General features: G+C 41.4%; 16 protein-coding genes. 6 read left to right on the plus strand and 10 right to left on the minus strand.

The features are described from left to right. The 10 genes from AC3LHT_RS00920 to AC3LHT_RS00965 form a co-directional block, all read right to left on the minus strand. The coding region (locus tag AC3LHT_RS00920; protein WP_488661703.1) for a 1-deoxy-D-xylulose-5-phosphate synthase N-terminal domain-containing protein at positions 1-274 on the minus strand (274 nt) is incomplete at its 3' end. Then, positions 271-1,107, minus strand: coding sequence for a bifunctional 5,10-methylenetetrahydrofolate dehydrogenase/5,10-methenyltetrahydrofolate cyclohydrolase (locus AC3LHT_RS00925; protein WP_488661704.1), 837 nt, complete (start codon positions 1,105-1,107; stop codon positions 271-273). The genes AC3LHT_RS00920 and AC3LHT_RS00925, both read right to left, overlap by 4 nt. A gap of 12 nt (positions 1,108-1,119) precedes the next feature. Then, complete coding sequence (locus tag AC3LHT_RS00930; RefSeq protein ID WP_488661705.1) at positions 1,120-2,784, minus strand: formate--tetrahydrofolate ligase; 1,665 nt, start codon at positions 2,782-2,784, stop codon at positions 1,120-1,122. 12 nt (positions 2,785-2,796) lie between these two features. Further along, on the minus strand, positions 2,797-3,240 hold the full coding sequence (gene nusB / locus AC3LHT_RS00935; RefSeq protein WP_290645757.1) for a transcription antitermination factor NusB: 444 nt from the start codon (positions 3,238-3,240) through the stop codon (positions 2,797-2,799). A gap of 3 nt (positions 3,241-3,243) precedes the next feature. Next, positions 3,244-3,639 carry an Asp23/Gls24 family envelope stress response protein gene (locus AC3LHT_RS00940; RefSeq protein ID WP_290645755.1) on the minus strand — a complete coding sequence of 132 codons (396 nt, stop codon included), beginning with the start codon at positions 3,637-3,639 and terminating at the stop codon, positions 3,244-3,246. A gap of 17 nt (positions 3,640-3,656) precedes the next feature. After that, positions 3,657-4,214, minus strand: coding sequence for an elongation factor P (gene efp, locus AC3LHT_RS00945; RefSeq protein WP_366011269.1), 558 nt, complete (start codon positions 4,212-4,214; stop codon positions 3,657-3,659). A 17-nt stretch (positions 4,215-4,231) separates the two neighbouring features. Next, positions 4,232-5,314 carry a M24 family metallopeptidase gene (locus tag AC3LHT_RS00950; protein WP_290645752.1) on the minus strand — a complete coding sequence of 361 codons (1,083 nt, stop codon included), beginning with the start codon at positions 5,312-5,314 and terminating at the stop codon, positions 4,232-4,234. A gap of 35 nt (positions 5,315-5,349) precedes the next feature. Then, positions 5,350-7,830: a DNA mismatch repair protein MutS gene (gene mutS, locus AC3LHT_RS00955; protein WP_488661706.1), complete on the minus strand. Its 2,481-nt coding sequence runs from the start codon at positions 7,828-7,830 to the stop codon at positions 5,350-5,352. An 85-nt stretch (positions 7,831-7,915) separates the two neighbouring features. Next, on the minus strand, positions 7,916-8,515 hold the full coding sequence (gene clpP / locus AC3LHT_RS00960) for an ATP-dependent Clp endopeptidase proteolytic subunit ClpP (RefSeq protein ID WP_488661715.1): 600 nt from the start codon (positions 8,513-8,515) through the stop codon (positions 7,916-7,918). A gap of 18 nt (positions 8,516-8,533) precedes the next feature. Then, entirely contained in the window at positions 8,534-8,782 is a 249-nt protein-coding gene (locus AC3LHT_RS00965) for a DUF370 domain-containing protein (protein WP_290645748.1), read from the minus strand. 63 nt (positions 8,783-8,845) lie between these two features. On the opposite strand from AC3LHT_RS00965, the gene obgE reads away from it, so the two are divergent. The 6 genes from obgE to AC3LHT_RS00995 all read left to right on the plus strand — a co-directional run. After that, a complete protein-coding gene (gene obgE / locus AC3LHT_RS00970) occupies positions 8,846-10,156 on the plus strand; it encodes a GTPase ObgE (protein ID WP_290645746.1) in 1,311 nt (436 codons plus the stop codon). Further along, the gene (gene nadD, locus AC3LHT_RS00975) at positions 10,140-10,742 is read left to right on the plus strand and encodes a nicotinate (nicotinamide) nucleotide adenylyltransferase (RefSeq protein ID WP_488661707.1); all 603 of its coding nucleotides are present in this window, start codon (positions 10,140-10,142) and stop codon (positions 10,740-10,742) included. The genes obgE and nadD overlap by 17 nt, the downstream gene beginning before the upstream one ends. Continuing rightward, positions 10,726-11,679: a tRNA dihydrouridine synthase gene (locus AC3LHT_RS00980; protein WP_290645742.1), complete on the plus strand. Its 954-nt coding sequence runs from the start codon at positions 10,726-10,728 to the stop codon at positions 11,677-11,679. The genes nadD and AC3LHT_RS00980 overlap by 17 nt, the downstream gene beginning before the upstream one ends. A 113-nt stretch (positions 11,680-11,792) precedes the next feature. After that, positions 11,793-12,827 (plus strand): L-threonine 3-dehydrogenase, encoded by a 1,035-nt coding sequence (gene tdh / locus AC3LHT_RS00985; RefSeq protein ID WP_366011283.1) that lies wholly within the window; start codon positions 11,793-11,795, stop codon positions 12,825-12,827. 20 nt (positions 12,828-12,847) lie between these two features. Continuing rightward, positions 12,848-14,032 (plus strand): glycine C-acetyltransferase, encoded by a 1,185-nt coding sequence (locus AC3LHT_RS00990; protein WP_290645738.1) that lies wholly within the window; start codon positions 12,848-12,850, stop codon positions 14,030-14,032. Positions 14,033-14,090: 58 nt separating this feature from the next. After that, on the plus strand, positions 14,091-14,844 hold a 754-nt coding region (locus AC3LHT_RS00995), incomplete at its 3' end, for a calcium/sodium antiporter (protein ID WP_488661708.1).

Genomic DNA, 14,844 nt, shown 5'->3' on the forward strand with positions numbered 1-14,844 from the left:
TTTGACGCAGGGTTTCAAACTCATTATATCGCCCAGTGAGCAATTTGTGAGTATAAGCTTGATGGCCAGTATCCCAAATAATGATATCCTCATCCGGGTCAAAGACGCGATAAAGTGCTAAAGTGAACTCAACAGTGCCTAAGTTTGAAGAAAGATGCCCGGTGTTTTTCGCAACCACGGATTTGATATAATCCCTGATTTCCCCTGCAAATATTTTTAGCTCCTGATAGCTGTAATTCTTGATCTTTTTGAAAAGAGGTTCCTGGGTATTCATAAGCCACCATCCAAAATTCGCTTGAAAGATTCAACGAGGTGTTTGAATAGAACCGCTGTTGTGACAACTCCAATACCATGTGGAACAGGAGTGATAGCTGTGGCTATGTCTTTAACTTCTTCGAAATCAACATCGCCAACGATCTTGCCATTAGAAAAGTTTATTCCAACATCAATTACCACTGCGCCTTCTTTAACCCAACTTTTTCTTACAAACCCAGCTTTTCCCACAGCACTCACAAGAATATCGGCTCCCTTCGCCTTGCTTTCTATATTTCTTGTGCGTGAATGGCAAACTGTCACAGTACCATCAACGCCTTTTTTAAGCATAAGCAGAGCAAGCGGTTTTCCCACCGTTGTGGACCTACCCAATATAGTGACGTCTCTTCCTCTAATGGAAATACCATAAAAATCAAGAATCTCCATCACAGCTTCAGCAGTTGGTGGAGCATAGTACGCTTCTCCCATGACTACTCCACCTAAATTCACCGGGCCTCGGCCCTCAACATCTTTCAATGGAGATATGGCTTTGATAATCATGTCTTCATCGACTTCTCTTAAAGGGTGCATAATCATGACCCCGGAGATCACCGAATCATTGTTAAAGCGCATTATATCGTTAAAAGGCTGTTTCGAAGCTTCGATCACATGAACGGGTATACCGAGCTTTTCTCCTCGCTTTAGAATGGACTTCATATAAGCTTGTGTGGAATCATCCGGGTGACTACAATAGAGAACAAGCTGGGGTTTTTTTTGCCCAAAACGTGACATTTGTTCCACAATTTCTTGGTAAATCTTTTTGGCCACTGGCATACCTTCAAGAATAATAGCCATATAATCACTCCATTAAAATAAGCCTATAATTTCACCGTTTTCATTGATATCAATCTTTTCGGCATTTGATTCCGCTGGAAGTCCGGGCATTAGCATGATATCACCAGATACCGCAACCACAAACCCGGCTCCTGCTGAGAGCGTTAAATCTCTTATCTGGAAATCGTAACCCTCTGGTGCTCCAAGCTTTTTAGCATCATCTGATATTGAATACTGCGTTTTCGCAACAATTATTGGGTAATTCCCAAATCCTCGCTTTTTAAGAATGCGGAGCATCCTCTTTGCTTTTGGTTCAAGGCTATAAGAGCCTGCACGATATATTTCCTTTGTAACCACGCTGAGCTTTTCTTCTATGGGCGCATCAAGGGAAATGAGCGGTTTAAATTTGTTTTCAGCGCTGGATAGCTCGACAATTCTTTCTGCAAGAGCTATTCCGCCTTTTCCGCCATCTCTCCACACGGTCGAAATCTCAAAGGGAATATTATATTCATCACACAAGTCAGCCAAGAGCTCTTTTTCCGCAGGCGTGTCATCAGGAAAATCATTGATAGCCACAACCACTGGTAAATTGTATTTCTGCATATTGTCGTAATGCACTTTAAGATTGTCAAAGCCCTTTTTCAGTGCGTTGGTGTTTTCAGCACCAAGTGATTTCTTGTCCGCGCCGCCGTTTAACTTAAGAGCCCTTATTGAGGCCACAAGAACAACCGCTGAGGGGTTGAAGCCACCAACTTGAGAAACAAAATCCAAAAACTTTTCTCCACCCAGGTCAGCACCAAACCCCGCTTCAGTTACAACATAGTCCGAAAGCTTCAATGCCATTTTTGTGGCTATAATGGAATTTGTACCATGAGCAATATTCGCAAAAGGACCTCCATGAACAAAAGCCGGAGTTCCTTCAATTGTTTGTACAAGATTCGGGTTAATGGCGTCTTTTAAGACTGCCGCCATTGCACCTTGAATTTTAAGGTCTTTAACGTATACAAAATCACCATGCTTGCTTAAACCAATAATGATATTTCCCAAACGGGCTTTTAGGTCATCAATGTCTTTGGCAAGGCACAAAATAGCCATCACTTCTGAAGCAGCAGTGATAATGAATCCATCTTCACGCGGGAGGCCGTTGGATCTCCCCCCCAATCCCACGACGATTTGCCTGAGAGCTCTATCGTTCATGTCCATAGCTCTGGGCCAATATATACGCGTAGGGTCAATATTGAGTTTGTTGTCAAATTTTATGTGAGCGTCGATTGAGGCTGATAAAAGGTTGTGCGCAGTTGTTACTGCATGAATATCACCTGTGAAATGAAGATTGATTTCTTCCATAGGCAAAACCTGAGCGTAGCCGCCTCCCGCAGCTCCACCCTTTATACCCATAACCGGGCCAAGAGATGGCTCTCTCAAAGTCACGAAAGTTTTCTTTCCAATCCTGTTTAGCGCCATAGCGAGGCCAATAGAAGTGGTTGTCTTTCCTTCACCCGCACTTGTTGGCGTAATTGCGGTAACGAGTATTAACCTTCCATCGGGATTCCCTCTCAGTGTTTCAAGATACTTATGGGAAATTTTGGCTACGTTATCGCCATACAGTTTAAGATACTCTTTTGGAATTTCGGCCTTTCTTGCGATCTCTGTGATAGGACGAAGTTTTGCCTGTCTTGCAATTTCAAGGTCATTCATGCCATCACCTCATTAAAGGTTCCGCTTTGAAGGCGGAGTATGCTGCTTGGCTATTCTATCAAGAACACCATTGACAAATTTCCCGTCTTCGATGGACCCATATTTTTTAGCAAGTTCAATAGCTTCATTTAGACTAACTTCAATGGGAACGTCTAATTCGTAGATTAATTCATAAGTTCCAAGTCTCAATATATTTTTGTCAACTGCAGTTAAGCGATCAAAAGTCCAGTTTATCAAGTGTGATGAAATAACACGGTCAACTTCTTCGAGATGTCCCAAGATGCCATCAAGGTACTTGTAGGCTCTTCTCCAGGTTTCTTCATCGAGTGAATGGAATGACGACTCTTTCTTCAAAAAACCAAATGCAACGCTTGCATCTTGGTGAAAATCATATTGAAACACAGACTTGAAGACGATATCACGCATTCGTCTCCTATTTCCACGCTTTTCAGCCATATGTTATTTTCCCTCTTCTTCGTCTTCTTCTTCCGGCTCGGTTACCTCTGTTGGTTTAGTTTCAGTCACTTCTACAACATCGAGAACTTTCACGTAAACCTCAGAAACCTCAAGACCACTCAAATTTTCCACATCTTCTTTCAACTTTTTTTGCAAATTTCTTGCATATTCCGGAATAGATTCACCATATTTGACCTTTGTAGAAACGTTGATTTTGATTTGCTTCTTTCCAGATTCTAATTCTTCTACTTCTATATCTACAGCCGCTTTGGCTTCTTTCTTCGCTTTTTGGTCGGTAAAGCTCAACCCATTAAATTCCATGTAAGAATGCACTGCAAGATCTCGAATAACAGGGTCTGAAATTTCAACTTTTCCCAATTCTGTCTCATCAAAATTCATCAATTTCCCTCCTTTCTTTAAGCTCGTTCTATATACTCGCCTGTTCTTGTGTCAACTCTGACTTTCTGCCCGTTCTCGACAAAGAATGGTACTGTGATCTTTAGACCTGTTTCGCATACAGCGGGTTTTCCACCGCCAGAAACTGTATCACCCTTATAGCTTGGAGCGGTATCAGTAACTTCGAGCACAACCGTATTCGGTAAAACAACACCTATTGGGGTAGAATCGTGAAATTGGAGATCGAGTTCCATGTTTTCGGTCATATAATATATAGCATCTCCGACAACTTCTTTATCCAACGCATATTGCTCATAGGTCTCAAGATCCATAAAATAATAAAGGTTTCCGTCATTGTACAAATATTGAACATGCCTCAAAGAAAGCGATGCTTCCTCAACTTTCTCACCACTGTTGAATTTGAATTCCCTTACATAGCCTGTTTTTATGTTTTTCATTTTTGTTCTGATGATACCACTACCACGACCTGTAAAATGCTTATTGACATCAAGCACGATGTAAATATCATTATCCACTATTAGGGCTATACCCTTTCTTATGTCTCCGACTTCAAGCAATGAAGACACCTCCGCGATTATAATGTTTTCAATTCTCTATCAAGTGAAGTAAGAACTATACAGCCCTCTTTGGTTAAAAAGACATCGTCTTCTATCCGGACACCAAACTTATTGGGCAAGTATATTCCTGGTTCTATGGTAATTACGGAATGCTCTGGCAAAGGTTCAGTGTTCAAAGGATTTGCTGAGGGATGTTCATGCACTTCCATACCAAGCCCATGTCCAAGCCCATGTCCGAAATATTCACCGTAACCAGCATTTGAAATAATGGTTTTCGCTACGTTATGAAGTTCAGCGCCGGTAATTCCAGCTCTAGCAGCTTCTCTGGCTTCTTTCTGAGCTTCATAAACAATATTATACACCGAGACCATTTCATCTGAAGGTTCACCGATGGCAAAAGTTCTAGTTATGTCCGAGCAATAACCATCTACAATGGCTCCAAAATCTATTAGAAGGAATTCGCCCTGGGATATCTTTTTATCTGAAGGAGTCCCATGAACAATAGCACTTCTATTACCAGAAACAGCGATGGTTTCAAAAGATGGGTTTCCACCCCTCTTCTTCATTTCATACTCTAACCTTGCGGCTATTTCTCTTTCAGTTACACCTGGTTTTACCATGTTCAGGGTTTCAATAAGGGAAGCTTCAGCAACGTTTACTGCTTTTTTAATTTTTTCTACTTCTTCCTCTGTTTTTACCATTCTCAGAGTTTTGATGATATCATCTGATTCAATTAATTCAACCCCAAGATCAGAAAGAAGATTTTGAAAATAAAAATAGGTTATCCTTTCAGCTTCAAATCCAAGACGTTTAATAGCATTTGTCGAAATCAATTGATCAAGTATGATTTTTATACCCTCAATCCCTCCACCTTTATACGGAACAAGCTTAAAAGATGTCTGCATGGAAGCTTGTGTGAAGTATCGAGAGTCTGTGATGATGTATTCGGAATTACCTGTGATCAGCAAAAGGGCAAGAGAACCAGAAAATCCTGAGATATACCAGCTCGTTGCCTTATTACTGTTTTCCCTGTTAATAATCAACATGGCATCCAGAGCTCTTTCTTTCATTCTTTTACGCAATTCTATCAGCTTGTTCATAAGTCCCTCCTCCAAAGCATAATTATACCATTTATTCACTTATTGCCCTCGAAAAGTGAGAGCTGATCCCTATGCATTTTACCCTTCTTAGACTTTCTGATACTTGAAATTTCCTCAGCTGTGAGTACCTGCACGGTTTTGTCGAGTGAACTGCTTTTAACGATAACGCGCAGAATTTCTTTCGCACGATCCAGAACAACCTGGGGAATTCCGGCTAACTTTGCAACTTCGATACCATGGGATCGTTCCGCTACACCAGGAATAACCTTGTGTAAAAAGAGAATGCCTTTTTTTGTTTCTTTCACGGCTACTGTGATGTTGTGTATTCCACTGTACATATTTGCCAGTTCGGTGAGTTCGGTAAAATGGGTAGCAAAAACAGTGTGGCAACCAATTGCTTCATAAATGAACTCTGAGACAGACCATGCAATACTTATCCCATCAAAAGTGCTAGTGCCTCTGCCGACTTCATCAAGAACAACAAGACTGTCTTCAGTTGCTTTTGATAAAATGGATGCAGTTTCCATCATTTCTACTAAAAATGTGGACTTTCCACCTGCGACATCGTCTCTTGCCCCTATTCTGGTGAATACCCTGTCATAAATAGGCAAGACAGCTTCTTCAGCGGGAACAAAAGAACCAATTTGGGCCATTATGGAGCACAATGCAATCTGTCTGATAAAAGTTGACTTTCCACTCATATTTGGTCCAGTGAGAATGTAGAAATTCTTATCCTCACTAAAGGAAATACTGTTTGGAACAAAATCCCTGATATATCTCTCTACCACAGGATGCCTTGCATTTTTTAACATCATCAATCTATTTTCGGAAAATCGTGGCCTGACGTAGTTATATTTTCGAGCGACAGTAGCCAGGGATTGATAAACATCGACTTCAGAAAGAAGTTGAGCAACACTTTTCAACTTCTCTCTACTCTTATTCAATTGCTGGCATAATTCTGAGAAAAGCTCGCGTTCCATTATTTCTATCTTTTCACTGGCACTCAGCATTTTGTCTTCAAATTGTTTAAGCTCCGGAGTAATAAAGCGTTCTGAGTTTACGAGTGTTTGCTTCCTGATGTAATCTTCGGGGACCCGTTCCAACTGCGCCTTTGAAACTTCAATAAAATAACCAAATACCTTGTTGTACTTTACCTTCAGGTTGCTGATTCCTGTACGTCTTTTTTCATGGAGTTCAAATTCTTTGAGTTTTTCTCTTGAGCTGAATAACAACTCTCTCAATTCATCAAACTCTTTGTTGTACCCCTTTCTAATAACCTTTCCATCTCCCGGTATTGCAGAAGGTTCATCTTCAAGAGCTGTTTCAAGCAATTCCTGTTCTTGTGAGAAATCCGGAATTTCCCCGGCTAACTGAAAAAAAACGTCGTTGGTTTCAAAGAGTTCCCTGATATATGGCAAGACCTGAAGTGTGGACCTGAGTGATTGAAGGTCTCTTGGAACGGTTTTGCCTGATGAAATCCGTGTGGCAATACGCTCAATGTCAAAGACCCTTCGTAAAAAATCGCGAAGCTCTTCGTGCAGTAATGAATCATGAATCAGAGCTTCCACATAATCAAGGCGCTTGTTAATCTCTGCTTTTGACGTCAATGGAGTCAGAAGCCATTTTTTCAACCTGCGCGTTCCCATTGCGGTTGCTGTTTCTTTTAAGGTCTCAAAAAGCGAACCTTTTTTCCCGGATGGAATAAGTGAAAGATTCTCGATTGTCGCTGAATCCAATTGCATATAATCGGGTGTATTAAGCTTGGATGGAAGCGAGAAATGAGAGAAAGTCTTAAATTGCGTCATTTCAAGGTATTTAAAGAGTGTGCCTAACACAGTGATTTCTTCTTCAGAAAGTTCCAAAGCATCTAACGATGCAAGCCCATAGAAGCTTTTTATATACTCGACACTCGAACTAAAGGCGAAATGCCAGTCTTCAAGGTTTTCAACAAATAAATTTTCCATGCTCGATAGAAGATAATCTTTGTGCTCTTTTAAAGATTCCTGAAGTACCAGTTGTGATGGCCTGTATTTCTCAATGATATCTTTAGCCTCATCGAGTTCTACCACGCTTGTGCCAACTTCGCCCGTTGAGATGTCTGTAATGGCAAACGCCATTTTACCTTTATGGATTCCCATTATTGAAAGGTAATTGTTCCTTTCCATAGGAAGCAGGTCATCTTCAAGAACAGTCCCCGGAGTGAGTACCCTGGTGACTTCTCTTTTAACAAGTCCCTTGGCAGTAGCAGGATCTTCTACTTGCTCACAAATAGCTACTTTATAGCCCGCATCGAGGAGCTTCTTAACATACTGACCAACCGCATGATGTGGAACACCTGCCATAGGATTGCCATTGCGTGAAGTTAAAACTATTTGCAAAGTTTCAGAGATTTTTTTGGCATCTTCAAAAAAAGCCTCGTAAAAATCTCCTAATCTGAAAAGGAGAATGCAGTCTTTGTAATTATCTTTTATTTCAAGATATTGCCTCATCATCGGAGTTAGTTCCCTTAGTGCCAAAATCTTGAACCTCCTCTATCATTTCCTTTCTTTACATTTAATGTTAAAAGCCGGCGCAATGCGCCGGCAGATTCTGTTATGTTCCTCAAACTTTAACTTTCGATTTTTTGGGGTCAATTACTTTGTCCACCAGTCCATATTCGACAGCCTCTTGAGCGCTCATATAAAAGTCTCTATCAGTATCATGCTCAATCTTCTCCATGGATTGTTCGGTATGTATTGAAAGAATTCGGTTTACTTCATCCTTGATATGCAACAGTTCTCGCGTTCTGATTTCAATATCCCTCGCGGTTCCTTCGGCGCCACCCCAAGGCTGATGAATCATTATCCTTGAATGAGGCAAAGCGTATCTTTTGCCCTTGGTACCTCCCGTTAAAATAACCGCTCCCATGGAAGCTGCCATTCCTATGCATATCGTAGAAATATCTGGCTTGATGTACTGCATTGTGTCATAGATCGCAAGGCCCGCCGTTACAGAGCCACCTGGGCTATTGACGTAAATGCTGATATCCTTTTCCGGATCTTGCGATTCGAGAAATAACAACTGGGCAACTACGATATTGGATACCTCATCATCAATAGGCCAACCAAGAAAAATTATTCTTTCATTGAGTAGTTTGGTAAAAATATCGTAAATTCGTTCTCCACGCCCTCTGTTTTCTACAACATAAGGAACCACTGGCATCATTTTGAAATCCACACTTTATTCCTCCTGATCTGAAAATAGCTTATCTACTAACTTATCGATTGGTAAAAAGGAAAAGAGAATATGTCCACTGTCTACCATGATGACCGACTTTGTTCGCTTCCCAAAGGTCAGATTGACTGTCTTACCGCTTTCGACACCGAGTTGTTTCAATCTTTTCACAGCCGAACTATGGGCGGGCAAAACCGCCATTACCCTGTCAACCACAACATAGGAGTCAAATCCAATATTGACTATACTAGCCACGGGTCTTCCCCCTTTCTTCTGGCGGTGTTATTATAACATAAGAGGAAAGTGAGGGTAAGAAGTATGAGTAAACCAGAAAGCCTTATTGACACTGGAAAAATCTATGTTAAAGCTGGCAAAGGCGGTGATGGCGCTATCTCCTTTCGCAGGGAAAAATATGTGCCTTTTGGTGGTCCTGATGGCGGAGATGGAGGAGATGGCGGCCATGTTTTCATTCGTGCTACAACCAGCAAAAATACTTTGAGTGAATTCCGAAGAAAAAGGAAGTTCATAGCTCCAGACGGGGAGAACGGATCAGGCTCAAAAATGAACGGCAAAAACGCAGAAAGCATAGTTATAGAAGTTCCTCTAGGTACACAGGTATTCAATGCTGAAACCGATGAGCTCATTGCTGATTTGAAAGAACCCGGTGAAACAGTATGTGTTGCAAGGGGCGGCAAAGGCGGCCGTGGAAACGTTCATTTTACAACTTCTGTCAACCAGGCACCAAAAATGGCAGAAGCAGGTGATCCGGGTGAAGAATTGTATATACGACTCGAATTAAAATTGCTCGCAGATGTGGGGCTTATAGGCTATCCAAATGTAGGGAAATCGACACTTATTTCTCTTATTTCGAACGCAAAGCCAAAAATAGCCAATTACCATTTCACCACGCTGGTTCCTAATCTTGGGGTTGTCAAACTTGGCGAAAATGGATTTATTGTCGCCGATGTCCCTGGATTGATTAAAGGAGCTCACAAAGGTACTGGCTTGGGGCATAATTTTCTCAAGCATGTTGAACGGTGTTACTTACTTGTGCATCTAATTGATATCGCTTCAATAGATGGTAGGGATTTTGTTCAGGATTATTATGATATCAGGAAAGAACTCATGTTGCATAATCCTGACCTTGCTAAAAAGCCCGAAATCATTGTAGCGAATAAAACTGATGTGCTTCCACCCGAAGAGTTGGAAATACGGTTAAAGCGTTTCAAAGACGAAACCGGAAAGGAAATAATGCCTATTTCCGCAGCAACAGGTTTCAATATAAAGGAACTAAAATCAAAAATTTGGGATCATATAGAGAGAAGCAAGAGTTTTTTGAGAAACTTCTTTCGTACCGAAGAATCCAAATTACCAAAGGTTTCAGCTATTAGTGAAAAGGAGCCTGCTGTAAACAACTTCAGAATTAGAAGAGGAGAAAATGGTATCTTTATTGTGGAAGGACCTGCAGTTGACTATTATGGCAGGAAAATAATACTCAAGGAGAAGCAAGATCTTTATCTTCTCGAACAATTGGAAAAAGGTGGGCTTTCTTCAAAGTTGAGAAATATGGGTGCAAAAGATGGAGATTTGGTCCTGGTCAATGGGAGAGAGTATGAGTATAAAGAGTAAAAAATATGGTATTTTTGGTGGTTCTTTCGACCCTATACACAATGGACATCTTACAGTAGCAGCGTATGCGTTGGAAGCACTTGAACTCGATTTTATATACATCATCCCTGCCTTCAACCCTCCGCACAAAGAGCGCGTAAAAGCTTCTTTCAACAAACGTGTTGAATGGCTAAGAAAGGCTTTTACCAGCGAAAAGAGAGCTGTGATTTCAACCTACGAAGCTGAAAAAGGGGGACCTTCCTATACCATTGACACAGTACGGCATTTTAGCAAAAAACATGGTACTCCTCCATATTTGATCTTGGGGGAGGACAGCTTGAAAAACATCAAATCATGGTATAGGTTCCAGGAACTTTTAAAAGAGGCATTTATCGTTGTTTATCCTCGCTATAAGCGAAGGGCATCATATGCTTATGATTCACTTAAATCTTATGAAAAAAGAGGCATAATATTTTTGAATGCCCCTCTTATCCAATTATCTGCAACAGAAATTCGCCATCGTGTAGAAACAAAAAAATCCATTTTAGGTATGGTTCCAGAAAGTATTCTGTTGGAGGTCATAGCCTTTTATGAAAGAAATTTTTAAAATAGGGCTTGCCCCGATGGCAGGCTATACTGATCACATAATGCGGAGCATTTCATTGAAATGGGGAGCAGATTTCATTTTTACGGAAATGCTCAGCGTTGACGGAATTTTACTAAATGATAGAGCTACCACAAAACTTCTTCCAAAAGCGCCGTGTAGAGTGCAGCTTTTCGGTAATGAACCACTGAAGTTCTTGCAGGCGTATGAACGTATCGCTGATCTTGTGACCTGGATCGATGTTAATGCTGGTTGCCCTGTAAAAAAGGTTACCAGAAAAGGGGCAGGAAGCGCTCTTTTGCAGCAACTGGAAAAACTGGTAGCGATAATCGCTCTGTTAAAGGAAAGAGTTGAGAAACCTGTTTCCGTGAAGATAAGGCTCGGTTGGAACGATAACCGGGTGCTTGAAATAGTTAGCAAATTAATAGATGCAGGTCCGGATGCTATCTTTATTCATGGGAGAACAACAAAGCAAAAATACACAGGAAAAGCTGATTGGGAAGCCATAGCAAGAGCAGCGAATTTGTGCCATGAACACGGAATATCCGTGTTTGGCTCTGGTGATTTGTTTACCCCGGAGGATGTTAAAAAGATATACGACAACTATCCTGTTGATGGGGTGATAATTGCCAGAGGCGCGATAGGCAATCCGTGGATATTCCAACAGTCAAAAACTCTGATTGAAACAGGAACTTACCGGAAATTGACAGCCATTGAACGACTTAGCGCTTTTGCAGAGCATTTGCTATTGCTGTTAAAAGAAAAAGGCATAGACAAGGGCATAAAAGAATCACGAAAATTCTTCGTCGGCTATACCAGGAATATCCCCAACGCTGCAAAAATGAGAAATCAGTATATGAGGTTGAAAACTATTGATGATATAAAGAAATTCCTGATTTTCCACGGAATAGATATAAAGAGAATGGAGAGCGTGAATTAACTGATTCCGGATTATTCGTGTATTTCCGGTTTTGGGAAACAATCGTGTAGGTATTACACTTAAAATGTGGTGCAAAATCCTGCAAAGGAGGAATCCAGGTGGGAACCCAATACATGAAGGCTATTGTGAAAGAAAAACCGGGTAAAGGATTTACCATTAAGAATGTTCCAGTACCGGAAGAATTGTCTGCAAATGAAGTGCTAATAAGAGTTAAAAGGGCTTCGATTTGTGGTACTGACTTACATATCTATGAATGGAATAGCTGGGCAGAGCAAAAGATACACCCACCTCAAATAGCGGGACATGAGTTCACCGGCGAAGTTATCGAGGTGGGACAAGGAGTTACCCGCGTTTCAGTTGGTGATATGGTGGTTTCTGAAACCCATATTCCCTGTCAAAAGTGTTTACAATGCAAAACCGGCAGAATGCATGTGTGCAAAGATATGAAGATACTGGGTGTTGACAGGAATGGCGTTTTTGCACCTTATGTTCGAGTCCCTGAAGTTGTACTCTGGAAAGTTCCAGAAGGTATTTCGCCGGAATTTGCATCAATCATGGAACCTTTTGGTAATGCCATTCACACCGCTCTTGTTACTGACCTTACAGGCAAGAACGTACTTATAACCGGTGCAGGACCTATAGGCGTAATGGCTGCTGCTGTTGCTCGAAGTGCTGGTGCTGCAAAAGTCATTGTAACTGAGCTAAAAGAATTTAGAAAAGAACTTGCAAGAAAAATGGGAGCAGATGTTATTCTTGATCCAAGAGAAGTAGATGTTGTACATGAGGTAAAAAGGCTTACTGATGGGAACGGAGTCGATTTTTTCATGGAGATGTCAGGTAACCTCAATGCACTCAAACAGGGCTTAGAAAGCACGACAAATGGTGGAGAAGTCTCTCTTTTGGGCGTATTCCCCGGTGATGTGAATTTTGATCTCAATTCCTTAGTTATATTCAAAGGGCTAACCCTTTACGGAATTACCGGTAGAAGGATGTTTGAAACATGGCAAATAGCAACCGAACTTCTCAGAAACAAACGCGTAGATCTTTCGCCTGTTGTAACCCACGTTTTGAAAATGGACGATTGGGAAAAAGGTGTAAAATCAATGTTGGAAGGTGTAGCAGGAAAAGTAGTGCTTGAGATAGAATAATTTTGAGTGGGGGTGATTTCGTGTTCGATTACAGCGTCTTTTCAAAGGAACTCAAAGAGCTCGAAGAAAATGGGCTTCTCGTAAAAATCAAGACATTGGAAAGCCCACAGGGCTCCTGGTTAACCATCAACGGCAAAAAAGTACTCAACATGTGCTCAAACAACTATCTCGGTTTCGCATACCGAAACGAGTTGAGGAAGGCTGCCATCGAAGCTATTGAAAGATGGGGTGTTGGACCTGGAGCAGTGAGAACTATTGCAGGTACATTATCAATCCACGATGATCTCGAACGCGAACTTGCACAATTTAAAAAAGTTGAAGCAACTCTTGTTCTTCAGTCAGGGTTCAACGCAAATCAAGCAGTTATTCCAGCTATTACCACTGCTGAAGACGCAATACTATCAGACGAACTGAATCATGCCAGTATAATAGATGGAGTCAGATTGTCCAAGGCAAAGAGGTATGTCTGGAAACACCGTGATGCTGGAGACCTTGAAGAAAAGCTTAAGGAAGCCAAGGCTGATGGTGCAAAAAAACTCCTCGTGATTACAGATGGGGTTTTTTCTATGGACGGTGATCTTGCTCCATTGCCTGAAATTGTCGAAAAGTGTGAAAAGTACGATGCATTACTGATGGTTGACGATGCCCATGGTGAAGGCGTACTCGGAAGCCACGGACGCGGTATTGTAGACCATTTTGACCTTCATGGAAGAGTGGATATAGAAGTAGGAACTCTTTCAAAGGCTTTTGGCGTTGTAGGTGGCTTTGTCGCTGGCAAAAAAGAGCTAATAGACTATCTTAAACAGAAGGCACGTCCATTCCTTTTCAGCAGTTCACTATCGCCCGCAGAAACCGGTGCAGCCCTTGCTGCAGTGAGAATTCTCCAGAACGATGGATCACCTGTGGAAAAACTCTGGGAAAATGCCAGATATTTCAAAGAAAAGATGCAATCAATGGGTTTTGACACTGGACATAGCGAAACTCCAATTACCCCGGTAATGCTTTACGATGCAAAACTCTCTTCTACTTTCAGCGCAAGGCTCTTTGAAGAAGGCGTCTTTGCCCAGTCAATTGGGTATCCGACAGTACCCAAAGGAAAAGCAAGAATAAGAGTCATGATAAGCGCTGCTCATACAACAGAAGATCTTGAATATGCACTTGAGAAATTTGAGAAGGTGGGTAAAGAGCTAGGCGTTCTTAAATAAATTAACCTGTGATCTGAAGTGCGGCCCTAGCGCCGCATTTTTTTAAGTAGGTGATATTTTGATAGCGAATGTGTTGCTTTTGATAGTCGGATTTGCACTTTTAGTAAAAGGTGCAGATTACCTTATTGATGGCTCTGTTGCAATTGCAAGGCGTTTTGGTGTTTCTGAGCTTTTTATAGGCCTTACCATTGTAGCCTTTGGAACAAGCGCACCAGAGCTCGCTGTAAGTGTAAAAGCCGCGATAGATGGCTCTGGAATAGCTATAGGGAACGTTTTAGGATCAAACGTGGCAAATGTCGCACTCATATTGGGAGCAACAGCGATTATTCAGCCATTAAGAATTTCAACTTCTACAATAGCAAAAGAAATGCCCTTTGTTATATTGAGCACAATAGCTGCGGGGATGTTGTTGCTTAACGGGACAATGGGGCTCAATAGATACGATGGCGTGGTTCTTTTGTGCTTTTTCGCTATCTTTGTGGATTACCTTTTTTCTATGGCAAAAAATGACCGTGAAATAGGTATAACTGAAGAAAAGGGTATTTCTCATCTGGAACACAAAATGCCGCTGGCAATCCTTGCAACTCTCGGAGGGTTGGCGGGAGTGGTCTTTGGTTCAGACCTTGTGGTCAACTCCGGTATCAACCTTGCAAGATCCTTTGGAGTAAGCGATACTCTTATAGGAGTTACTCTGGTTGCTTTTGGAACCTCTTTACCAGAGCTGGCAATATCTGTACTCGCTTCATACCATAATCATACTGAAACTGCATGGGGGAATGTAATAGGTAGCAATGTAACTAATCTTTTGCTAA

The organism is Kosmotoga sp. (genome assembly GCF_982836095.1).

Coding starts and splice junctions, on each gene's coding strand:
- AC3LHT_RS00925 (WP_488661704.1), bottom strand. CDS start 1,107: ATGGCTATTATTCTTGAAGGTATGCCAGTGGCCAAAAAGATTTACCAA.
- AC3LHT_RS00930 (WP_488661705.1), bottom strand. CDS start 2,784: ATGAATGACCTTGAAATTGCAAGACAGGCAAAACTTCGTCCTATCACA.
- nusB (WP_290645757.1), bottom strand. CDS start 3,240: ATGGCTGAAAAGCGTGGAAATAGGAGACGAATGCGTGATATCGTCTTC.
- AC3LHT_RS00940 (WP_290645755.1), bottom strand. CDS start 3,639: ATGAATTTTGATGAGACAGAATTGGGAAAAGTTGAAATTTCAGACCCT.
- AC3LHT_RS00950 (WP_290645752.1), bottom strand. CDS start 5,314: ATGAACAAGCTGATAGAATTGCGTAAAAGAATGAAAGAAAGAGCTCTG.
- clpP (WP_488661715.1), bottom strand. CDS start 8,515: ATGCCAGTGGTTCCTTATGTTGTAGAAAACAGAGGGCGTGGAGAACGA.
- obgE (WP_290645746.1), top strand. CDS start 8,846: ATGAGTAAACCAGAAAGCCTTATTGACACTGGAAAAATCTATGTTAAA.
- nadD (WP_488661707.1), top strand. CDS start 10,140: ATGAGTATAAAGAGTAAAAAATATGGTATTTTTGGTGGTTCTTTCGAC.
- AC3LHT_RS00980 (WP_290645742.1), top strand. CDS start 10,726: ATGAAAGAAATTTTTAAAATAGGGCTTGCCCCGATGGCAGGCTATACT.
- tdh (WP_366011283.1), top strand. CDS start 11,793: ATGAAGGCTATTGTGAAAGAAAAACCGGGTAAAGGATTTACCATTAAG.